Annotated in this window: 19 protein-coding genes; 9 read left to right on the top strand and 10 right to left on the bottom strand. The window is 60.1% G+C overall.

Annotated features, from left to right (window positions below; genetic code table 11):
• Positions 1–58 precede the first annotated feature (58 nt).
• The 4 genes from tsaE to AC24GY_RS19530 form a co-directional block, all read right to left on the bottom strand.
• Positions 59–499, bottom strand: coding sequence for a tRNA (adenosine(37)-N6)-threonylcarbamoyltransferase complex ATPase subunit type 1 TsaE (gene tsaE / locus AC24GY_RS19515; RefSeq protein ID WP_487686562.1), 441 nt, complete (start codon positions 497–499; stop codon positions 59–61).
• Positions 496–1,401, bottom strand: a complete 906-nt coding sequence (locus AC24GY_RS19520; RefSeq protein ID WP_487686563.1) for a thiamine-phosphate kinase — start codon at positions 1,399–1,401, stop codon at positions 496–498. The genes tsaE and AC24GY_RS19520 overlap by 4 nt, the downstream gene beginning before the upstream one ends.
• 517 nt (positions 1,402–1,918) lie before the next feature.
• Positions 1,919–2,236 (bottom strand): hypothetical protein, encoded by a 318-nt coding sequence (locus AC24GY_RS19525; protein ID WP_487686564.1) that lies wholly within the window; start codon positions 2,234–2,236, stop codon positions 1,919–1,921.
• Between the two features lie 348 nt (positions 2,237–2,584).
• Positions 2,585–3,199: a superoxide dismutase gene (locus AC24GY_RS19530; protein ID WP_487686565.1), complete on the bottom strand. Its 615-nt coding sequence runs from the start codon at positions 3,197–3,199 to the stop codon at positions 2,585–2,587.
• Positions 3,200–3,663: 464 nt separating this feature from the next.
• On the opposite strand from AC24GY_RS19530, the gene AC24GY_RS19535 reads away from it, so the two are divergent.
• The 3 genes from AC24GY_RS19535 to AC24GY_RS19545 all read left to right on the top strand — a co-directional run bounded on the left by AC24GY_RS19535 (position 3,664) and on the right by AC24GY_RS19545 (position 6,974).
• Positions 3,664–4,152: a hypothetical protein gene (locus AC24GY_RS19535; RefSeq protein ID WP_487686566.1), complete on the top strand. Its 489-nt coding sequence runs from the start codon at positions 3,664–3,666 to the stop codon at positions 4,150–4,152.
• A 268-nt stretch (positions 4,153–4,420) separates the two neighbouring features.
• A complete protein-coding gene (locus tag AC24GY_RS19540; RefSeq protein WP_487686567.1) occupies positions 4,421–5,992 on the top strand; it encodes an excinuclease ABC subunit UvrC in 1,572 nt (523 codons plus the stop codon).
• A 322-nt stretch (positions 5,993–6,314) separates the two neighbouring features.
• On the top strand, positions 6,315–6,974 hold the full coding sequence (locus AC24GY_RS19545; protein ID WP_487686568.1) for a DUF4126 domain-containing protein: 660 nt from the start codon (positions 6,315–6,317) through the stop codon (positions 6,972–6,974).
• 172 nt (positions 6,975–7,146) lie between these two features.
• On the opposite strand, the gene AC24GY_RS19550 is transcribed toward AC24GY_RS19545, so the two are convergent.
• Together AC24GY_RS19550 and AC24GY_RS19555 are read right to left on the bottom strand one after the other, a co-directional pair.
• Positions 7,147–7,527, bottom strand: coding sequence for a DUF2237 family protein (locus AC24GY_RS19550; RefSeq protein ID WP_487686569.1), 381 nt, complete (start codon positions 7,525–7,527; stop codon positions 7,147–7,149).
• 171 nt (positions 7,528–7,698) lie between these two features.
• The gene (locus AC24GY_RS19555) at positions 7,699–8,925 is read right to left on the bottom strand and encodes a polysaccharide lyase 6 family protein (protein WP_487686570.1); all 1,227 of its coding nucleotides are present in this window, start codon (positions 8,923–8,925) and stop codon (positions 7,699–7,701) included.
• A gap of 63 nt (positions 8,926–8,988) precedes the next feature.
• On the opposite strand from AC24GY_RS19555, the gene AC24GY_RS19560 reads away from it, so the two are divergent.
• From AC24GY_RS19560 to AC24GY_RS19575, 4 genes are all read left to right on the top strand, one after another.
• Positions 8,989–9,231 carry a type II toxin-antitoxin system Phd/YefM family antitoxin gene (locus tag AC24GY_RS19560; RefSeq protein ID WP_487686571.1) on the top strand — a complete coding sequence of 81 codons (243 nt, stop codon included), beginning with the start codon at positions 8,989–8,991 and terminating at the stop codon, positions 9,229–9,231.
• Complete coding sequence (locus AC24GY_RS19565; RefSeq protein WP_487686572.1) at positions 9,228–9,491, top strand: Txe/YoeB family addiction module toxin; 264 nt, start codon at positions 9,228–9,230, stop codon at positions 9,489–9,491. The genes AC24GY_RS19560 and AC24GY_RS19565 overlap by 4 nt, the downstream gene beginning before the upstream one ends.
• A 66-nt stretch (positions 9,492–9,557) precedes the next feature.
• Positions 9,558–9,929, top strand: a complete 372-nt coding sequence (locus AC24GY_RS19570) for a VOC family protein (protein WP_487686573.1) — start codon at positions 9,558–9,560, stop codon at positions 9,927–9,929.
• 21 nt (positions 9,930–9,950) lie between these two features.
• Positions 9,951–10,712 carry a hypothetical protein gene (locus AC24GY_RS19575; protein WP_487686574.1) on the top strand — a complete coding sequence of 254 codons (762 nt, stop codon included), beginning with the start codon at positions 9,951–9,953 and terminating at the stop codon, positions 10,710–10,712.
• A 270-nt stretch (positions 10,713–10,982) separates the two neighbouring features.
• On the opposite strand, the gene AC24GY_RS19580 is transcribed toward AC24GY_RS19575, so the two are convergent.
• Positions 10,983–12,632: a UxaA family hydrolase gene (locus AC24GY_RS19580; protein WP_487686575.1), complete on the bottom strand. Its 1,650-nt coding sequence runs from the start codon at positions 12,630–12,632 to the stop codon at positions 10,983–10,985.
• 88 nt (positions 12,633–12,720) lie between these two features.
• Here AC24GY_RS19580 and AC24GY_RS19585 point away from each other — a divergent pair, with 88 nt between their 5' ends.
• A complete protein-coding gene (locus tag AC24GY_RS19585; protein WP_487686576.1) occupies positions 12,721–14,490 on the top strand; it encodes an ATP-binding cassette domain-containing protein in 1,770 nt (589 codons plus the stop codon).
• Between the two features lie 677 nt (positions 14,491–15,167).
• Positions 15,168–15,644, top strand: a complete 477-nt coding sequence (locus tag AC24GY_RS19590; RefSeq protein WP_487686577.1) for a glycine cleavage system H family protein — start codon at positions 15,168–15,170, stop codon at positions 15,642–15,644.
• Positions 15,645–16,051: 407 nt separating this feature from the next.
• Here AC24GY_RS19590 and AC24GY_RS19595 read toward each other — a convergent pair whose 3' ends face one another.
• The 3 genes from AC24GY_RS19595 to nspC all read right to left on the bottom strand — a co-directional run bounded on the left by AC24GY_RS19595 (position 16,052) and on the right by nspC (position 22,080).
• Positions 16,052–19,402 carry a PVC-type heme-binding CxxCH protein gene (locus tag AC24GY_RS19595; protein ID WP_487686578.1) on the bottom strand — a complete coding sequence of 1,117 codons (3,351 nt, stop codon included), beginning with the start codon at positions 19,400–19,402 and terminating at the stop codon, positions 16,052–16,054.
• Positions 19,403–19,547: 145 nt separating this feature from the next.
• The gene (locus tag AC24GY_RS19600; RefSeq protein ID WP_487686579.1) at positions 19,548–20,366 is read right to left on the bottom strand and encodes a 3-keto-disaccharide hydrolase; all 819 of its coding nucleotides are present in this window, start codon (positions 20,364–20,366) and stop codon (positions 19,548–19,550) included.
• 517 nt (positions 20,367–20,883) lie between these two features.
• The gene (nspC, locus tag AC24GY_RS19605; protein WP_487686580.1) at positions 20,884–22,080 is read right to left on the bottom strand and encodes a carboxynorspermidine decarboxylase; all 1,197 of its coding nucleotides are present in this window, start codon (positions 22,078–22,080) and stop codon (positions 20,884–20,886) included.
• Positions 22,081–22,205 lie beyond the last annotated feature (125 nt).

Below are 22,205 nucleotides of genomic sequence, written 5' to 3' on the forward strand. Positions count from 1 at the left end.
AAAGAAAAAGGTCAGAAGGTTTAACCACGGAAAACACGGAATACACGGAAAGAATCCGTCAGAGCGCTGACTTCTTTGGATCGGAAGCCGTACTGCTTTCTCGAACATGACGCGAGCCGTCTGGCTGGGGTTCGATTTGGAACCAGCGGGTGTGGGGTGGGAGGAGGTCGGGGAACATGTCGGCCCATTCGACGATGATGACGCCGGGCTCGGTGAGGAATTCGTCCCAGCCGATGCCGATGACTTCGGCGGCGGAGTCCATGCGGTAGAAGTCGAAGTGGAAAATGGGAAGGCGGCCATCGAGGTATTCGTGGACGAGTGTGAATGTAGGGCTGGTGACGGCGGCCTGGGAATTCATGCCGGCGACGATGCCGCGAGTGATCTGTGTTTTGCCTGCGCCGAGGGTGCCGCAGAGAGCGATGACATCGCCTGCGGTGAGGGTCGGCGCGAGCTGGGTGCCCCAAGCGAGGGCGTCGGCGGCTGTCTGCAGGGTGATCATGCGTCCGCGCTCAGAGCAAAGTGGTCCCAGCCGGTGCTTTCGAAGTCGGGGGGGCGGCCTTCGCCGGGGAGGACGAGTTTGCCGATGATGGTGAGGGGGAGCTTGGGAAAGGCGAGGCGCCATTTCTGCAGCAGGGACTTCACGCTGCGGGGATTGACGGCGAGGAGGAGCTCGTAGTCTTCACCATCGCCCCAAGCTTGGTCGAAGGTGCAGCCGGGATTGCAGGGGAGGGAGGCGACATTGACCTGATAATGGGTTCCGCTGGCGAGGGCGAGGCGGGGGAGGTCCTTGGCCAGGCCGTCGCTGATGTCCATCATGGCGTGCGGATGGGCATTTTCAGAGAGCCAGCGGCCTTCTTCGAGGCGGGGCTGAAATTTCAGATGCTTGCCGGTGATGGAGCCGCCGAGGCGACCGGTGACGAGGATGACATCGCCAGCCTTGCCTTCGCTGCGGGAGAGCCAGCGCTTGGAAGGGACGGTGCCGCTCATGGAGATGGAGAGCATGAGGACGAGGCCGCGGGAGGTTTCACCGCCGACGATGTTGATGCCGTACTCCTTAGCGATGGCGCGCATGCCGCGATAGATCTCAGAGAGGAACTCAACCTGCATGCTGGGCGGAGCCACGAGGGTGATCATGGCGTGGCGCGGTGTGCCACCCATGGCGGCGAAGTCGCTGACGACGCGGGCGATGGCCTTGCGCCCGATGAGCTTGGGCGGAGTTTCGAGCGTGAAATGGACGTCCTGCACAAGGGCGTCGGTTTTGAGCAGGGTGTGCTCGTCCTTGGTGCTGCGGACGACAGCGCAGTCATCCCCTGCCCCGGCGATGACATCGCTGTCGAGCTTCACACCGCGCATGAGTTTGCGGATGAGGTTGTCTTCTCCGATGTCGGCTAGGGTGGGCATCAGAGGGAAATGACGAATGATGAATGACGAATGACGAATGACATCCGAGTGCGCGAAACGCCAGGGACGCATGAGTGGCGCGCAGTGAAGCGGGCTAAGCGTGGGCTGGTCGGTTGGAGTGTTGTTGGGCGCGGCAGATGTGTGGCGGGGCGCATGGGAGACGCTGCTGGTGGACGTGGTTTGCGGCGGAGCGCTGGGTTTGCTTCCCGGTTGTGGCGGCTGTACCCAGGGGAGCACTCGCCAAGGCTCGGCACCCCTGGGCTATATTCCGCAGCCCCGTTGGGGCTGGTGTACTGCGGCACAATATGGCGAATGTGAGAGGTGTCTTGGCATGGAGCTGCGGGGGCCCGGCCAGGAGACCGCCGAAGTTTGCGGATGAGGCTGTTTTCTCCGATGTCGGCTAGGGTCAGCAGCAGGGGAGAATGACGAATGACGAATGGATGGAAATGAACGCGAGAGGCTGCGAATGGCACTTTGGTCATTCGGGCTTCATTCGTCATTTTGCATTCGTCATTCGTCATTGTTTTACCACGACATTGGTGCCGTCGAAATGGAGGAGGCGGTTTTTGAGGCCGCGAATGGCCTGCTTGTGGATGTAAACCTCGGTGCCGCCGATTTGATGGCGGTGATCGGTGGGGGCCTGAGCGCCGCTGATCCAGGTGAGCTGGCACCATTCCTGGCCGCTGAGATCCCCCTGGCTGCAGCGCACGTAGTCGAGATGCAGCACATCCCCCGGGTGGCCGAGGCTCTCGATGTTGTGTTTGGACTCCAGAAACTCAGCGAAGGCCTGCGAGTAGATCAGGCCGGAGCGGAGGCGATGGAGGACCATGGACATCTAGGAAAGGATGAAGGAGGAATTATGAAGGATGAATGGCTGAGGCCGAAGGGGGCTAGTGAATCAGTGTGGGATGCGAATGGTTGTCAGATCGGCAAGGGAATGGTTTGGCAGAGGAATGGGGGAACCGGAATGATGAAACCAGAAGGACTGAGAGGGAAGATGACTTCAACGCGAATGGCCGCGAATGATCGCGAATTTAAATGAATGGCGCTGGGTGGGGGGGCTGATTTGTGGTTATTCGCGGCCATTCGCGTTGGTTTCATTGGGGACTGAAAGCGACAAAGCGCGGGACGGGCTGGGCCGTTCCGCGCTTTGGGGGAAGACTGGGGAGTCAGGAAGCGGGAATCAGCCGAGGGCGGCGGTGTAGTTGGCAGCGACGGCGCTCCAGTTCACGGCGTTCCACCAAGCGGCGATGTAATCGGGGCGCTTGTTCTGATACTTGAGGTAGTAGGCGTGCTCCCAGACGTCGCAGCCGAGGATGGGGGTGCCGCTGCCGTCCATGAGGGGGTTGTCCTGATTCGGGGTGGAGGTGATGGCGAGCTTGCCGTCCTTCACGATGAGCCAGGCCCAGCCGGAACCGAAGCGGGTGACGCCAGCCTTGCCGAAGGCTTCCTTGAAAGCATCAAAGCTGCCGAAGGTGGAGGTGATGGCGTCACCGAGGGCACCGGTCGGAGCGCCACCGGCGTTCGGGCCCATGATGTTCCAGAAGAGGGTGTGGTTGAAGTGACCGCCGCCGTTGTTACGGATGGGGGCCTGGATGTCTGCAGGCACCTTGGAGATGTTTTTGCAGAGGTCTTCGATGGACAGCGCTTCGAGGTCGGCCTTGCCGGCGAGGGCGTTGTTCAGATTGGTGACGTAAGCGTTGTGATGCTTGCCGTGATGGATCTCCATCGTCTGCTGGTCGATGTGGGGTTCGAGCGCGTTGGTGGGATACGGCAGGGGGGGGAGGGTGTGGGCCATGGTAGGGTGGGTGGGGTTGAGGTTCTTCGGGGTTAGTATCGTGAATACGGGCGCGGGCAAGAGGAAGGTTGTCCCTACTTCGCGCTGCGCGCTACGAAGGGCAAGATGGGGATGGGCGAAATGGGGGCTCGGGTGAGGAGGGTTACAGGAGGCTGAGGTGAACGTGGTGGGATTGTAAACTGGGAACTGAAAACTGAGAATTGTCAATTGGCCGGAGGCGTGGCGACTCCTGGCAGGGCTGGTAGATTGGTGGTGTGTTTGCGGCACGCTCAGAGACGGGTGGGCTGTCGCCACACCCATCCCACGGGGCGGCAGGGGCGTCTGGTGACTGCGGACGGACCGCCCATGGAATGTGCGGTCCACTCCTCGCTGGGCTGGCGGTGATGATATCGAGAAAAAGTTCCTGACAGGAATGGCGCAATAGGCGGCTCTTGTTGGACGTTCGTATCGCTACCCTCCTACCCATGAAACGTGCTTTGATCCTCCGCCTCGCTCTTGGTCTGATTTTGACATCCGTCCTGCCCTCCTGCGGCTTTGCGTTTCGATCTGCGTGGAAAAAAGCGCCGGTCACTTCCGGAGTGGAGGGCAAATGGGAAGGCACCTGGCTCAGTGATGCCACCGGGCACCATGGGGATCTGCGGTGCGTGGTCAAGAAACCTGAGATGAATGAGCTGGACACCTATTGCTGTGGTGCGGGAGTTCCATTGCCATCGGTTCCCCGCAGCTTTTTCTACCATGCCACCTGGAAGAAAATTCTCAGTGGCAGCTACAAGGCCATTCACTATGTAGAGAGAAAGAAAGACGGCAGCTACACTTTTAAAGGCGAGCACAAGATGCCCAACTGGGCTGGCGGCCTGTACCAGTATGAGGGGACCGTCAAGGGGGATGAGTTCAAGGCGTGCTACCAGTGCTCCATGGACAAGGGAACTTACACGATGAAACGCGTGCGCTGAGCAACCAAGCGGCCAGACGCGGGGTTCACTCTGCGTCACGTTGGCGACGTTCCCCCCATGAAGTGGTTTCACAGCTTTCGCGCCAAGCTCAGGGAAGAGTATGACGATGAGGGAGGTCTTGTTGCGCAGCAACAAGGCTACTTTTCTTGTCTTGGCGGGGGCTGAAAGCGTATGAATGAAGGAGGGCGCTGGATGGACCTGATGGACTGAATGGACAAAATGGACCACTCTTTGGGTGCCTCTCTTCGTCATTTGTTATTACCAACGCATGTCCACCGCCCGCCAGAAACCTGATCTCATCGCCAAGCTGCGTGATGTGCCGCATGTGCCGGGGGTGTACATCATGCGGGACCGGATCAATAATGTGATCTATGTGGGCAAGGCGCGGGATCTGCGCAAACGGCTGGCGAATTACTTCACACCGGCGCGGTCGAAACTGGCGGACCGCAAGACGCGGGCGCTGATCGCGAGCATCTGGGATTTTGACCTGCATGAGGTGCGCAATGAGACGGAGGCGCTGGTGCTGGAGGGCAAGCTGATCAAGGAATTCCGCCCGCGCTACAACGTGAGCTTTCGGGATGACAAACGCTACTATCTGGTGCGGGTGCATTTTGGTGATGCGATCCCGCGGCTTTCCACCACGCGGCTGAGGAAGGAGGATGGGGCGCGCTACTTTGGCCCCTTCCCGCATGGGATGGCGCTGCGCACGACGCTGAACTGGCTGAACAAGAAATTCGGCCTGCGGGTGTGCCGCCCGCTGAAGCCCGGCGAAGCGGACTACAAGCACTGCTCCAACGACATCATCAAGAACTGCTCCGCGCCCTGCATCCTGCGCATTTCGCTGGAGGACTACAAGAAGCGGGTGGAGCAGGCCTGCGAGTTTCTGGATGGGAAGTCGAAGGATCTGGTGACGGCGCTGGAGGAGGAGATGCTGCATGCGGCGGCACGGATGGACTTTGAAAAGGCGGCGGAGCTGCGGGACATGGTGGAGGATTTCAAAAAGACACTGATCCCCACGCGGACCTTTGAGCGCGGGGCGCGGGCGCGGGTGATCCGGAGCATTGATCCGATGGCGGATGTGCAGGAGCTGAAGGAGCTGCTGCACCTGGAAAAGGCACCGCTGGTGATGGAGTGCTTTGACATCGCGAACATCGGCACGGCGCACTGCGTGGCGAGCATGGTGCGGTTTAAGAATGGTGTGCCGGACAATTCGAACTACCGACGGTACCGGATCAAATCGGTGACGGGGCAGAATGATTTCATCAGCATGGCGGAGGTGATCCGCCGGCGCTTTTCGCGCATCCTGCTGGAGGGGCGCAAGGTGGCGGGTGATGTGGCGGAATTTTCACAAGAAGAGCCGGCTGAGGCGCTGGAGCGCGTGGCCGCAACGAACACGAAATTTGTGACGCTGCCGGATCTGGTGATCGTGGATGGTGGAAAAGGACAGCTCGGGGTGGCGGTGGCGGAGCTGCAAAAACTGGGGCTGCATACGCTGCCGATCATTGGGCTGGCGAAGGAGCATGAGGAGGTGTACCGGCCGGGAGAAAGTAATCCGGTGATCATTCCGCATGAACGTGGAGCTTTGAAGCTGCTACAGCGGATTCGTGATGAGGCGCACCGGTGGGCGAACGGCTACCATCAACTGCTGCTGGGAAAACGTGTGGCGGAGAGTGTGCTGGATGACTGCCCGGGGATCAGCAAGACGCGCAAGGCGGCGCTGCTGAAGGCGTTTGGCTCGGTGACGCGACTGCGGAAGGCGACGGTGGAGGAGATGGCGGAGGTGCCGGGGATCAGCAAGGTGCTGGCGCAGGGGGTGAAGGAGTTTTTGGAGAGTCGGTGATTGAGGGGGGGGAGAACTGGAGTATGGGCGCTGTAAAGCGTGCGGCGGGACGTATTGAGGACGCTGCTGGTGGGCTTGGGGTTGGGCGGATTCTTGGGTTTGCTTTCCCGGCCGGATGGCGGGTACCAGGGTAGCCTCGCCAAGGCTCGGCAACCCTTCGCTATGTTACGAAGCCCCTTTGGGGCTGATGTGTGGCGGAGCGCCTTGGTGGAGGTGTGTAAAATGGGATTTTGAGTGGCCATGGAACTCCGGCATGCGTGATTCCAAAATGCGGCCCATCTTGTTTCTCGCGGGATGGGGGATTTGTGGTATATGGGCGCTCATGCACATCCTCGAACAATTGGGGCTCGCGCTGGGTCTGGCTTCGCTGGCGGGGCTGAATCTTTACCTGACGGTGTTTCTCACGGGAATGCTGGTGAGGTTTGATGCGCTGCATCTGGCGGCGAAGTATCAATCCCTGGAAGTGCTGGGGCATGAATGGGTGCTGATTGCGGCAGGAGTGCTGTATGCGATTGAGTTTGTGGCGGACAAGGTGCCGTGGCTGGATTCGCTGTGGGACAGTGTGCATACACTGATCAGACCCGTGGGTGGAACGATCCTGGCGATGCAGGCGCTGGGCGACATGCCGCCGCAGGTGGAGGTGATCGGCGCGCTGCTGGCGGGTGGTGCGGCGCTGACGACGCACAGCGCGAAGGCGGGCACGCGGCTGCTGGCGAATCATTCGCCGGAACCGGTTTCGAATGTGGTGCTGAGCATCGCCGAAGACATCACGGTGGTGGCGGGGACGCTCATCATGGTGATGAAGCCGGTGCTGGCGCTGTGTATTTTTACCGCAGTGATCATTGTGCTGTGGCTGGTGCTGCCGCGGATGTTTCGGGTGATCCGGCGATCGTTTGAGATTGTGCGGGAGAAGTGGCGGGCGGTGATGGGGCGTGATACGCCTGCCACTGCTACGCGGGAGTTACGTGGCGCTGTTTCGTAATGCTGGAATTAGACTGAAGCTGACCGGACCGCCTGAAGGCGGAACTACAATACATGGTCTGTGGACTGCGGAGCGCTGTGCGGGTGTGGCGGTGAAGCGGAGCGGGAGGATCGAGTTCGAGTTCGAGTAGGAGGACGAGCAGGATTTCGCTTTGGCGAGACTCCATCATTCACTACTCGATCTCTTCGCCGGGATCATCGAGGGCGTGGGCTTTGAGGTCTTCGAGGTCGACCCATTCGAGGGCGGATTCGTGGGTGGCGGAGAGGGAGACGGGCGGAGCGCAGCCGGCATCGAGGGCTTCTTTCCAGCGGGTGACGCAGAGGCACCAGCGATCGCCGGGCTTGAGGCCGGGGAAGTCCCACTGGGGTGCGGGGGTGGAGAGGTCGTTGCCGCTGAGGAAGGAGAAATTGAGGAACTCCTCGGTGGCCTCAATGCAGACGGTGTGCAGGCCGACGTCTCCGGGACCGGTGCGGCAGTAGCCATCGCGGTAGAACCCGGTCATGGGTTTGCGGCAGCAGCAGGTGAGTGGTTTGAGAAGGACGTTGGTACGCATGGGGGGATTATGAATGCGGCATGATGACAGTGCCAGAGGCTTGCAATGCGAAGACCAGAGAATTGACCACGGAATACACTGAATACACGGAAATTGAACCAGACTCTGGCTTCCGTGAATTCAGTGTATTTCGTGGTTGATCCAATCTGACGAATGTCACTCGGAGGTGAATTAATGTTGTTTCCAAGAAGGGCCGCTGGGTTCAGCGGCGGAGAGCTCGGTGATCTTAGAAAGTTCCTTGGCCGTTTCATTGTCCTTCATGGTCACGCCTTCTGCTGCGCATTTGATTTCAAAGGCTTCTCCTTTGTTGGTCTGGATCGTGTTGCCACTGATCTCGGTTTCCAGTGGTGGGAGAGTGGCTTTTTTGTCGCCGCTCATGCCGATGAGGATGTTGTGTTGGCAGTTGATGAAGGTGTTGCCGGTGACTTTGGCGCGTTTGACTTGGAAGTAGCCGTTGGGCACGGAATCGGGGATGCCGAGCATGAAGCAGAGGGCGCTGCGTTCGTTGTCTCCGGTGAGGTTTTCGAAGCGGTTGGCGGTGACGGTGTGGTCTTCGCCGATGATGCGGACGCCGCCGGCGCCTTTGGCTCCGTCGCCGATGAAGGTGTTGTTTTCAACGGTGCAGGCATTGCCGTGGCGGAGGGTGAGGGTGCCGGAGACGCCTTTGAAGGTGTTGTGGCGGTAAAGGTTGCCGCAGGATTTGTTGGAGATGCACTCGGCTTCGCCATCGCATTTCTCGAAGAGGTTGTGCTCGACGATGCAGGAGGCGGTTTGCATGGAGGTCTTGCTGTCGCCGAGGCGGATGGTTTCGCCGCCGTTCTGGCCGAGCCTTTGGCGTGGACCGAAGTGGTTGTGATCGATCTGGTGTTTGCCCTGGTCTGTGGATTCGTTGGAGAGCCAGACGACCATGGTGGTGCCCTGGGTGGTCTTGCCGGCGATGTAGCAGTGGTCCACGCGATTGCGTGCGCCGTAGATGGAGACGAACTGGGAGGAGGCTGTGGAGGTGAGCTGGGTGTCGTTGGTGACGGCGCAGTTGGTGATGCGGGAATCGAAGGCGGGGTGCTTGGAGTCCTGGCGGAGTTCGATGACTTGATCGCTGGTGGGGTTCTGGAACCAGAGGCCGTCCACGGTGATGTGGGTGCCGCCGACGGAGAGGCTTGAGGTGCCGGTGAGGATGACCTTGCCGGGGGTTTGGGCTTTGAGGGTGACAGGTTTCGCGGCGGTGCCTTCGGCGTGGAGTTTGAGATGGGCATCGGGCCAGGTGCCGTCGTTGAGGATGAGGGTGTCGCCTGCGTTGACTGTTTGCGCTGCGGCGGCGAATGCGGCGGCATCTGCGACGGGGATGTCTTTGGCCAGCGCGGGAATGGCGAGGGCTAGGACGAAGAGGGTGGGGCGCATGGGTGGATTAAGAGAGACGGCAGGGGGCTTGACGGCAAGGTGGTTTTCCGGCACTCTTGCAACATGACTTCCCTGCCTGAGTCCAAAGCGCGCACAAAGCTCCGCCAGTTGATGGTGGAGACGGCGGATTCGCATGAGCCGATTCAGATCACCGGTCGCAGTGGCAATGCGGTGCTGATATCTGAGGACGACTGGCGCAGCATCCAGGAGACGCTGCATCTGCTGGCCATTCCGGGCATGCGTGAGTCGATCCGCAAGGGGATGCGCGAGCCGCTGTCGAAAGCTTCCAAGAATCCCGGCTGGTGAACTGGACGGTCGTCTATACCAAGCAGGCGCAGAAGGATGCGAAGAAGATCGCCTCTTCGAATTTGAAATCTCAAACGCAAAAGCTGCTGGAGGTTCTGGCGAAGAACCCGTTTCAAACGCCGCCGCCTTACGAGAAGTTGGTGGGAGATTTGGACGGTGCCTATTCAAGGCGAATCAACATCCAGCATCGCCTCGTCTATCAAGTGTATGAGGCCGAGCATGCCGTGAAGGTGCTGCGTATGTGGACTCATTATGAGTGACCGGTGAGCGGCATCTAAGAGAACGGTTGCCGGTGGCACGTCTGCAAGGCACAATCGGCTCCATGAATGAAACCCAACCTTGTGTGGTTTGACATTCCGGCGGTCGATCTTGACCGTGCGATTCGTTTTTATTCGGCGGTGCTGGGCCGGGAGATCAAAGAAGAAAACTTTGGTGGCGTGCCCACCGCGATGCTGCCGACGGCGGATGGTGGTCAGCAGGGGTGCGTGGTGGTGGTGAAGGATTTCAAGCCTTCGGCGGATGGCATCATGATTTACCTGGATGTGAACGGGCGGCTGAAGGAGGCGGTGGCTGCGGTGAGGGCGAACGGAGGGACGGTACAGCAGGATGTGCACTCGATTGGTGAGTATGGGTTCCGTGCGGAGGTGCTGGATTCGGAGGGGAACTGCATTGCGCTGCATGCGGAGACGGAGGGGTGAGCGGCCCGCTTCTTTTGAATCATGAAAACCAAGCTTATTATCTCCTCTTTTCTGGCAACCATCTTTTTCACTGGCTGCCGCGACTCGAAGCCCAAGCAAGAACACATTGTGTCACCTGCACTTCCACAAACCATACAACCACAAATTGCGACGCCTGAGCAAACATCAATACCACCCGGTGCGGTTGAAGACGGCCGCAAGGTTTTCGAGCGTATTAAATCCAAATACTCGAAAGCCGAAATTTCTGTTTGGGGTGCGGGAACCAATACTCCAAAAGTCGCTCTCTGGATACCCCAGTCTGAGTGGAACACTCTATCAAATACAGAACGGGGCAATCTCGGTTACTACGTCAAGTCTTCTGTTCTCCCAATCCGTTCCAACCCAGGTCCGCATATTGGCATTCCATCGTCCGCACCCATCTTTGCCAAGCTTGTCTCTAACTGTCGTGGCATGTCCGAAAACTCTTGGATGATCGGTGTTGGATCATTCAATGCTGAGGGAGGTTTGCTTCTCGACCACGAGGCCGCCAATGGCGATCAGAATCCTTGGCGCGCCAATGAGACCTTACCATCACCCGCGCCCACCAAACCGGCCCCCACAATAGACAACGTTACGGCTACGACCACATGGACAAGTGCCGATGGGCGCACAATCCAAGCAGTCATGCTGCGGTTAGAGGGAGATAATGTCATCCTTCAACGCAATGACGGTGGAGTGTTTAAAGTGCCTTTGGTCAACCTTTCTCCCGAAAGCCAGGCTGCGGCAAAAAAAGTCCACGAATAAACACCTAAGTAAACATTCCGCGATTGATGGCGCAAGAGCGAGGCGGGGCTGGTTGCAGACGCTGCTGGTGAACGCTGTGTGCGTCTAGTCGCTGGGTTTGCTTTCCCGTAATGATGGCCGATACCCAGGGCGGCCTCGCTGAGGCTCGTCTGCCCTGGGCTACGATAGGCCGCACCTTTGGTGCTTGATGCGGCGGTGACACTCGTTCACATCAGGCGAACGAAACACAGCCTTAACCGAGTGCTATTTTTTGCCCATCGTACTTCTGAATTACAGCGAGACGCCGCGTTTCCAGGGGAGGAAGTCGTCCTGGCCGAGGGAGACGGCTTTGGGGGTGTAGGTGCCGCTGGCGGTGGCGATGACGAGTTCGAGCATTTCTTCGCCCATTTGTTCGACGGTTTTTTGGCCGGAGATGATGGGGCCGGTGTCGAAGTCGATGAGGTCGGGCATGCGTTTGGCGAGGTCGGAGTTGGTGGAGATTTTGAGGGTGGGGCAGACGGGATTGCCGGTGGGGGTGCCGAGACCGGTGGTGAAGAGCATCATGTTGCAGCCGCCGCCGGCGAGGGCGGTGGTGCTTTCAACGTCGTTGCCTGGGGTGCAGTAGAGGGTGAGGCCGCCGTGCTGGCGGATGGGCTCGGCGTAGTCGAGGACATCGACGATGGGACTGGTGCCGCCTTTCTTGGCTGCGCCGGCGGATTTGATGCCGTCGGTGACGAGGCCGTCGCGGATGTTGCCGGGGCTGGGGTTGGCATCGAAGCCGGAGCCGCAGGCCTGGGCGGTGGCTTCGTAGGCGCGCATGAGGCCAACGAATTTGTCGGCGAGTGCGGTGGTGACGCAGCGGTCGCTGAGGCTTTGCTCGACGCCGCAGAGTTCGGGGAATTCGCTGAGGACGGGTGCGCCGCCGAGTGCGGCGAGGAGATCGGCGGTGTGGCCGATGGCGGGATTGGCGGAGATGCCGGAGAAGCCGTCGCTGCCGCCGCATTCGACGGCCATGATGAGATTGCTGAGGGAGCAGGGCTCGCGGGTTTGTTCGTTCGCGGCGGCGAGGTGGAGGAAGGTGTCGCGGATGGCGCTGGCCATCATGTCGCGCTCGGATTTGCTCTTCTGCTGTTCGTAGATGAGGAGGGGTTTTTCGAGCTTGGGGTAGAGAGCGGCCATCTCGCTTTCGAGGAGGCTGACTTGGGCGTGCTGGCAGCCGAGGCTGAGGATGGTGGCACCGGCGACGTTCGAGCTGTGGATGTAACCGGCGAGGAGGCGGCAGAGGGCCTGGGCATCCTGGCGGGTGCCGCCGCAGCCGAGGCCGTGCTCGAGGAACTTGACGCCGTCGATATTTTTGAAGACGCGTGCGGCGGTGGCGGAGGTTTCGGCTTCGAGGGTGGCGGCTTCGATTTGATCGCGTGAGGCGCCGGAGCGATGGAGATCGACGAGGCGCTGGGCGAAGCGCTCGTAGGGGGAGGTTTTGCCGTAGCCGAGGCTGCGGGTGAGGGCCTCGCGCATAAAGGCGAGGTTGCGGTTTTCACAGAAGACGAGGGGGATGACGAGCCAGTAGTTGGCGGTGCCGGCGGGACCGACGGAGCGCTTGAAGCCGTTGAAGGTGCGGGTCTTCCATTTGGAGACATCGGGGGGCGTCCAGGTGTAGTCGCTCTGCTTGCCGCTGAAGGCGGAGGTGGCGTGGACGACGTTGTGGGTGTGGATGAGGGCGCCGGTGGCGATGGGCTGGGTGGCTTTGCCGACGGTGACGCCGTACATGGTGACGATGTCGCCGACGGCGAAGTCATGGGCGGCGAATTTCTGCTTGGCGGGGATCTTTTCGCGGAGGGTCCAGGAGCGGCCGTTCAAGGAGAGGGCGGTGCCAGCGGAGAGATCGGAAAGGGCGACGATGGCGTCGTCGGCAGGGTGGACTTGGAGGATGGAGGCCATGGTTGCGGAGGAATAAAGCGTTGGCGGACGAAGGGAAGGCAGAATTTTGAACTTTGCGCTTTCTGCCAGACCGGGTTAGATCGGGATTATGCTCGAAATCAACAATCTCTCCCATGTTGTTCCCGGAAAAGGCAAAGAACCTCTCCGCGTGCTGGAACAGGTCAGTTTCATGGCTCCGGGCGGGCATGTGCTGGCGCTGATCGGGCCTTCGGGCAGTGGGAAGACGACGCTGCTGCGCATCCTGGCGGGACTGACGGAGCCTGAGGCGGGGACGATCACTTTCGGAAAGCGGGATCTGATCAAGCAGCCGCTGTATGCCAATCAGCTGGGCTGGGTGCCGGCGGGAGACGACAACTTGATTGAGCACCTGACGGTGCGGGAAAACCTGATCAGCGCGGCGATGCTGCGCGGGGCGGGACGGAATCGGGATGAGGTGATCTCCCGCGTGTCCCATGTGCTGGTGACGGTGGGGCTGGAGAACATCGCGACGGAGCGAACCTCCGCGCTGGCGCTGCCGCATAGGAGACGGCTGAAGCTCGGCCTGGCGCTGGTGGCGGACCCGGTAATCGTGCTGTGTGATGATTTCACCGTGGGAATGGATGTGCGCAGTGAGCGTGAGTTTGAGGCGCTGCTGAGACTGGTGGCATCGGACCGGCCTGACCGCATCGTGATTCATGCGACGGACTCGCTGGCGAATCTGGGGGCGTATGACACGGTGGTGGTGATGCATGAGGGCTACGTGGCTTTCCACGGTCCTGCGCGCGCCGTGCCGCACTACTTCACGGTGCCGACCTATGACGAAGTTTATGCACGTCTGGCGAAGCGCCCGGCGCAGCGCTGGGGCGACTCCTGGATGAAGCACCGTGATGCGTACTATGCAGCCTTCAAGCTGGGGAGTGGCGTGGCGGAAAAGCTTTCTGCGGCAGAGGAAGATCCGGGTGATGAGGACCGCACGATCATCATGAAGCAGAAGGGCGGCGAGGATGAAGAGGAGGTCAAAAAGCCTGAGGAAGCCGAGGTGAGGCCGATCATTCCTCTGCCGGGCATCTTCAGCCAGGCACAGCATTTGGTGAAACGCCGCTGGTCGCTGCTGCGTCGCAGCCCACGCGAGTGGATCGTGCATGCCTCGCTGCTGGTGGGCGGGCCTGCCGTCGCGGCTTTGCTGCTGCTGCCCAATTTAAAAGGGCTCAAGGAAATGCGCGGTGGCAGCACCGCTATTGAAGTGGTCTGGCCGGCGGCGCATGCGGTGTCGATGATCGTGCTTATTCAGATCCTGCTGGTGATGTTCATGGCGCTGCGCCTCGGCGCACGCGAGATCGCCGGACGACGTGCGATTTATGAACGCGAGCGCATCGGTGGCGTGGCACCCTCCGCATGGCTGATCGGTTCCCTGCTCTTCATGCTGCCCATCATTCTGGTGCAAAGCATCTGGATGGAGATGTTTTTGGACATCGTTTCCGGCTCCGGCGTGCTGCCGGGCACGGGGATGGCCAAGCTTATGCTGCCCGCCCTCTCGGGTGCCGCTTTTGCCGCCCTCTGTCTGGGGATCTCCGCCAACTCCGACAGCAAGGAGCGTGCACACAGTGTGTCACTCACGCTGCTGTGTGCGAACGTCCTGCTCTGCGGTGCACTGCTGGGCTTCCCCAAGATTCTGGGGCATGTGGTGCATCCTTTCATCACGGCGCATTATGGGTGGTCGGGCATCATCGATTCGCTGGAGAAGACAGCCTATTTTGAGCCTATCGACAAACTGGTGAAGACCTGGTTTGCCACGCCGGATATTGCGATGAGCATGCTCGGGGTGCATTTCCTCGTGGGCGTGGTGATGGCGTATGTGGGGCTGAAGCGGAGGGCGTGAGGCGGCGCAGTTGGCAGGAGGTGAAGAATCGTGTTTGAGGCTTCAGGTGAGATCCTTGCCTGAATGGCATTCAGGTGAGGGATTGGGATTGCTTGTGGGTTTTGGATCTGGCGGCACGGTCTGACGTGGCGGGACTCTTTGCAGACGCTGCTGGTGGGCGTTGGATGTGGCGAGGCGGTGGGTTTGCTTCCCCGGTTTGATGGCGGGTACCAGGGTAGCCTCGCCCAGGCTCGGCAACCCTTCGCTATGATACGCAGTCCCGTTGGGACTGGTGTGTGGCGGGGCTCTTTGCAGACGCTGCTGGTGGGCGTTGGATGTGGCGGGGCGATGGGTTTGCTTCCTCGGTTTGATGGCGGGTACCAAGGTAGCCTCGCCAGGCTCGGCAACCCTTCGCTATGTTGCGCAGTCCCGTTGGGACTGGTGTGTGGCGGAGCGGTGGCGAAGGGCGTGATGGGCGGTCATGGGCGTACCGGACCGCCTACACAGGTGGGACTCCAATACGTGCCTGGCTTGACGTGCATGTTCTGGGTGTGGCGAGGTGCAAGAATCGAGGACGAGTTCGAGTAGGAGGACGAGGACGCTCTCATTCGCGATGCGCTTTGACCGCTTGATTGCGCAGCAAGCTTGACGGCGCGGCCATCCTGACCTCCGATTCTTACTCCCCTCCCCTTTTCTTCATGCTCAATTTTGTTCGCTTCAAGCACGCCCGGTTTTCCGCCCGTTTCCCTGATACTTTTCGATACTCGCGCTCGCACTACTGGATGGCGCCGGTGGAGGGGGAGACGAATCTGTGGCGTGTGGGGTTCACGAAGTTCGCGACGCGGATGCTGGGTGAGCTGGTGGACTGTGAGTGGAAGCCTGCTGAAGGCGGCCCTGTGGCTCCCGGTGACAACATCGGCTGGGTGGAGGGCTTCAAGGCGGCTTCGGATGTTTATTGCGTGATGAACGGCGCGTTTGCGGGTGGGAATCCGGAGCTCAAGGTAGATGCGTGCATTGTGAGGAGCGATCCGTATGAGCAAGGGTGGCTGTATAGCGTGCGTGGCGAACCGGAGGCGGAGAGCATGGATGTGAACGGGTATATTGAGCTGCTAAGCGGGACGATTCAGAGGATGGCGGAGGAGGGGCATGGGGAAGAAGGGGCGGATGGGGAGTGAGGGAGGGGATTGAAAGCATGCATTGAGTGCAGAGAACGGTTTGCCACACCGCTACGCGGTTTGCTGGAGGCAGGCGCTCTGGAGCCTTTTAAATTCTGACGCAGCCATTCAGAAGACTCTGTTAAGTACGATGGACATGGTCCGTCGGTCTGGGGTGATTGGGCAGCGCTGATCGACAGACAGGAGTGTCTATCGTACTTCAATCCATCCGCGCAGACACAAAGCGTGGCTTCTTGGGCATGCGACTGTAGAAGCTTCCCTTTCGATGGTTTCGTGGAATGCGTGTGCTGTCCGGCCTGCGGAAAGCGGTAGCTGCGCTCGTTCCTCGCTGCGCGACCGCAGTCCAAAAATGAAGGCTGTTGCGCTGCTTCTATGCCGTCTTGATGAAGCAAGGACTCCCCTGCCCTCTATTTTCCGAGGAGGAAGGCGAGGAGGTCGGCCATTTGATCTTTGGTGATGGCGGCTTCGAGGCCGACGGGCATGAGGGTGTGATCAAGGGATTTCATTTCCTTGATGGCGGTGCGGGCGATGGTTTCCTTGGCACCGCCCATCATGGCGAGGACGATGCCGTCGCCGGTTTCGCTTTGGATGAGGCCGGAGAGGGTGCGGCCGTCTTTGGTTTCGACGGTGTAGGCGCTCCAGCGGGCTTCAAACATGCGGTTGGGATCGAGGATGTCTGAGAGGAGGCCTTCCGGGGGCTTCACTTTGACGTCGGAGAGAGGAGGGCCGACATCGACGCCGAGGGAGCCGTGCTTGTGGCAGGTGATGCAGATGGTGGCGAAGACCTGCTGGCCTTTTTTGGCGTTCCCTTTCATGGTGGTGGAGACCATGTAGTCCTGCACGACTTTCGCGCGATCACTGCTGGCTTCGCCGAAGAGTTTCTTGGCGAGTTCGGGCATTTCGCCGGTGCCGCGCTGGTAGCGCCAGCGGGTTTCGACATCGACCCAGGCGGTGGGGAATTCGCCTTTCTCCATGCGCTTGAAGAGTTCGAGCGCGGTGGTGGCGTTGGCGGTGAGGACGGGGACGAGATCGCGCTTCAATGCGGGTCCGGCCTTGGGCAGGAGTTCATAGATGAGAGGCGAGGTGGTGGTGGCGGGGTATTTCCGCAGCAAGGCGAGCGCGGCGAGAGAGAGCTCCGGCGGCTGGCTGGTGGTGAGGAGGGTCTTCACGACGGGCTGCACGGCATCCCATTTGCGCTGCCCGAGGAGGGGCATGACGGCGAGGCGTTGATCGAGAGGGGATTTCGGATTGGCGATGATTTCGTCGATCTCGGACTGAAGCATCGCGATCTCCTTGGCGGCGTCATCGTGGCCTTTCGGCAGCTTGGCGAGACCTTGCAGCAGAGCAGGCTTCCACCAGAGGAGTTTGCCGGGTTCTTTTTGCAGAAGGGAAAGCAATGCCTTCACATCTTCAGCCTCAGCATCGGCGATGGCACCCAAAGCGAAGGTGCGAACTGTGGTGCTGCGGATTTCGGAGAAGGTTTTGAAGAAGTCGTCGCCAAGGGAGCTGAGGATGCGGCCCATTTGCTTGCTGGCGGAGGAGGCGACCATCTTGGCCATCCATGGATCTTCGGGATATTTTGCGATGAGAGCGCTGAGTTCTTTGGCATCGGTGATGGTCTGAGCTTTGAGAAAGGCGACGCGCTCGGCGTGCTCAGGTGGGACATCGCCCCAGCCGACTTCGGGAATGGCGTGGTATTTGCCGGGAGTTTTGGTGACGAGTTTTTTCGTGCCCTTTGGCACGACACGCCAGATGCGGCCTTCGTTTTCGCCTTGGCGCATGTCATGGGTTTTGACGAACTCTTCGGGGAAGAAGCGGGCGTGGTCGATCCAGCGGCGGTAGATGTCGCAGATGTAGATGGCGCCGTCGGGGCCGGTGGTGAAGTTCACGGGACGGGACCATTCATCGCTGCTGCGGAAGAATTCGGTGCGATCGCCGACACGGGTGGCTTTGAGGGATGCGCCGTTGGGAGTGATCTTGTAACGGGTGACGAGCTGGCCTGTGGGATCTGGGACGAAGACGTTGTTTTTGAGCTCGGGCATGAGCAGGCCACGATAGACTCCCAGACCGGAACAAGCGGTGTTTGTGCCGGCATGCGCGTCTGCAGTGGTGTGGGTGATCTGCAGCGGGAAGACGCGGGTGTCCGCGCCGAAGGGGGCGATGTCCTCGAAGTTCTGCGTGATGCCGGCGTGGGGATTGCGCAGCATGGCCTCATAAGGCATGACGGTGAACATGAGGGGATTGCGGTTCGAGCAGTAGAAGTGGTGGCCGTAGTCATCGAAGGCGCCGCCGTACTGGCCTTTTCCGCCGGTGGGGGTGATCTTGTCGGTGCGGGGGTCCCATTTGAAATTGCTGCCGGGGATATTGACGACATCGGTGGGGTTGTCGGCGGGATAGATCTCACGGGCGTCGAGGCCGTTGTTGAAGTGAATGCAGCCGTCAAGGCCCCAGCGTGGGGCGCTGACCTGAAGCTGGGCGTGCTTGGGATTGAAGCCTTTGATGAGGGATTTGATCTCGTCGGCCTTGCCATCGCCATCGGTGTCTTTGAGGAAGAGAATCTGTGAACGCGTGGTGGCGATGAGGCCGCCGTTGTAGGGGAGGAGGCCCTGCACGTTGTCCATGTGATCGGCAAAGGTGACGGCTTTGTCCATGCGGCCATCGCCATCTTCATCGGAAAGAAGCTGGATGCGGGAGAGCCAGGGATCACCGGGGTTTGGCGGGCCGAGGGGGTAGTCGCGCATGTCTGCGACATACATGCGGCCTTTGGAGTCCCATGTGCATTCGACGGGATCGAGGACGAGGGGTTCGGCGGCGACGAGCTGCACTTCGTAGTCGCCATCGAGCTGGATGCGCTTGAGGGATTCTTCGGGGGAGAGAGCTTTGGACTGGCCATCGCGCACGGCACCGATGTCGCTGCCGCCGCTGGCCTGGATGGCGCTCCATTTTTCCTTGAAGTCGCCGAGGGGGTACAATTCATAACGGCGCACGAGCATTTCTGCGCCTTCGGTCTGCAGGAGGATTTTACCTTCGGCGGGTTTGCAGTCGAAGGCTTCATTCACCATCGCGCCATTGACGAAGTACTGGAGCGTGTCGCCTTTGGCGATGACTTCGAGACGGTTCCATTCGCCGGAGGGGGACTCGACATCTTCGCGGCCGCGGAAGCCGACTTTATCGGCCCAGTCCACATCGCGGTGTTTCCAATTGATGCGGCCTGCGGTGACGGTCTGGCGGGGCTCGCCTTTCTTCCAGATTTTTTCCTTGTCGCGATCGAGCGCGAACTCAGCGGAGAGGGAGGTCGTCAGCTGGGTGCCGTCGGCGAGTTTGGGGGAGAGGACGAGGATATCGCCGACGCCGCCCTCGATGATCTGGGCCTCGATGCTGGCCATCCAGGTGTCGCCGACGGTGCCGTGGGGACCGTAGCTATGGAGGAGGATGCCGTTGTCCTTGGCGGCTTTCTCGCGCTTGCCCCAGGTTTTGGCGCCCCACTTGAATTCGAGGACGAGGTGGTAGTCGCGGAAGTTTTCCTTGGTGGCGACGTAGCCGTAGCCGCGACCGCTGATGTGGAAGGTGCCGTCTTTGTCGAAGGTCCAGATGTCCTTGGGGGCGTCGTGGAAATCGGCCTTGGGATTGACGTGGTACTCGACGTTGCCGGATTTGATGACGTCGAGCAGGTTGATCTTCGCTTTGACGGGTTCGATGGCAGATAGAAAGCCGGCGGAACACACGAAAAACACAGGGAGGAGTGAGAAGATGCGCATGAGGTGATTACGACGAGGGTGAGAGTATCATTACGGCCGGAGGCCACATGATGCAGACATGATTGAGGGGAAACTTGGTGCTTTTGTGATGCGAGGCGAAGCGAAGGCTCCGGGCGTTCCAGAGGGAGCTGAAGCTCCCGAATAGTTACTTTCCTTTGAACTCGCCGAGAGGGTAGAGTTCGTAGCGGCGCACGAGCATTTCCGCGCCTTCGGTCTGCAGGAGGATTTTGCCTTCGGCGGGTTTGCAGTCGAAGGCTTCGTTGACCATTGTGCCGTTGACGAAGTATTGCAGCGTGTCGCCTTTGGCGATGACTTCGAGACGGTTCCACTCGCCGGAGGGGGTCTCGACATCTTCGCGACCGCGGAAACCGACTTTATCGGCCCAATCCACATCGCGGTGTTTCCAATTGATGCGGCCCGCGGTGACGGTTTGACGGGGCTCGCCTTTCTTCCAGATTTTTTCCTTGTCGCGATCGAGCGCGAACTCAGCGGAGAGGGAGGTCGTCAGTTGGGTGCCATCGGCGAGTTTGGGGGAGAGGACGAGGATGTCGCCGACGCCGCCTTCGATGATCTGGGCTTCGATGCTGGCCATCCAGGTGTCGCTGTAAGCGCCATGGGGGCCGTAGGCGTGGAGGAGGATGCCGTTGTCTTTGGCGGCTTTTTCGCGCTTGCCCCAGGTCTTGGTGCCCCACTTGAATTCGAGGACGAGGTGGTAGTCGCGGAAGTTTTCCTTGGTGGCGACGTAGCCGTAGCCACGGCCGCTGATGTGGAAGGTGCCGTCCTTGTCGAAGGTCCAGATGTCCTTGGGGGCGTCGTGGAAATCGGCCTTGGGATTGACGTGGTACTCGACGTTGCCGGATTTGATGACGTCGAGCAGGTTGATCTTTGCTTTGACGGGTTCGATGGCAGGCAGAAGGCCGGCGGAACAGATCGAAAGCACGGAGAGGAGTGAAAGGAGGCGCATGAAGTGAGTACGGCGGGGGTGAGCGTATCATTACGGCGTGATGCAGTGTGATGCAGACACGATTGAGGCCAAACTTGGTGCTTTTGTGACGGGAAGGAGTTCCTGGTTCTTTGTTCTTGGTTGAATTTGGTTCGCCTGCCCAGCGGGCGTTATCATAGCGCATCGCCAAACTCATTCCGGCATGGTCGAGCCTGGGGACATTCGGTTTGCCGCAGAGGGGCAAAGGTGCAGAGGTGGCAGAGACGGAATTTACTTTCTACTCCCTTTGTCACCCTGCTCCTCTGCGGCCAATGGAATGTTACATTGCCTTCCAAACGACATGCTGGAGAGCATCTCCTCGCGCGCTTTCCGAGAATGAGTTTCGGAAGAATTTACAGCACCTGCTGCAGCAGGCGCTGGGTAACGCGACCAGACCGGCTAAAGCCGGAACTACAATGCGTGTGCTGTGGATTGCGGAGCGATGGAGGTGCGGCGCTTCCAGAGCGAGCTAAAGGCTCGGCAGTACTTTTATCCAGCTCTACGAGAGCTTGTTGCGGAAGTCGGGGTAGCCGAATTTGCGGACGACGCGGTATTCCTTTGTGGCGGGATCGTAGATGGCGATGTCGGGATGGGGGACGCCGTTGAAGGTGGTGGTTTTCACCATGGTATAATGTGCCATGTCTGCAAAGACGAGGCGCTGGCCGATGCGGAGGGGCTCGGGGAAGGAGAAGCCGCTGAGGACATCGCCGGCGAGGCAGGAGGTGCCGCCCATTTTGTACTCGTAGGGGTGCTCTCCGGAGAGGCCGGCGCCGAAGATGTGGGGGCGGTAGGGCATCTCGAGGGTGTCCGGCATGTGGGCGGTGGCGGAGATGTCGAGGATGGCGGTGGGTGTGGGGGCTTCGATGATGTCCTGGACTTCGGCGATGAGGTAGCCGGTGTTCAGGCCTGCGGCTTCGCCTGGCTCGATGTAAACGTCCTTGCCCCACTTCTCGCGAAAGGTGCGGAGGACGCGGATGAGAAGGTCCACATCGTAGTCTTTGCGGGTGATGTGGTGGCCGCCGCCCATGTTGACCCACTGCACCTGCTCAAGGAGGCGGGGGAAGCGTTGTTCGACGGCGGCGACGGTGCGCTCAAGGACATCGCTGTCCTGTTCGCAGAGGGCGTGGAAGTGGAGGCCTTCGATGCCGGTGAGGTCTTCGTCTTCGAGGAGGTCTGAGCGAATGCCGAGGCGGCAGCCGGGGGAGCAGGGATCGTAGAGGGAGACTTCGACTTCGGAGTGCTCGGGGTTCACGCGGATGCCGGGGCTGGGCGCGTGGCCGGTGGCGGCTTTGGCGGCATCCAGCATGGGCTTGAACTTCCGAAACTGTGCGAGGGAATTGAAGCTGAGATGATGCGAGATGGGGATGATCTGCTCCATCTCCTGCGGTTTGAAGGCGGGGGAATAGACGTGGACTTCCTTGCCGAATTCCTGAGCCAAGAGCGCTTCATTCAAGCCGCTGGCGCAGCAGCCGCTGAGGTATTCGCGCATGATGGGGAACACGCTGAACATGGAGAACCCCTTCAACGCGAGGAGCACGCGGGCACCGGATTCACTCTGCACATGGGCGAGCTTTTCCATGTTCTTCCGCAGCAGCGCGACGTCCACCACGTAGGCGGGGGTTTCGATGGCGTTGATGTCGAAGGCCGGAAAGGGCTGCTCGTAAACGTGGGGAGGAGTGAAGGAAGTGGAGGCCATTCAGGGAAGGAGCGGGGGCGAGGAATAGGGAACGATGGAGGGAAGAGGCAAGGGACGAAAATGACGAATGTAGTCCGAATGCTCCATGCATGACTGACACTCAATTTAGTCTGGCATCTAGCGCG

It is taken from the genome of Prosthecobacter sp. Pr1 (assembly GCF_057652315.1).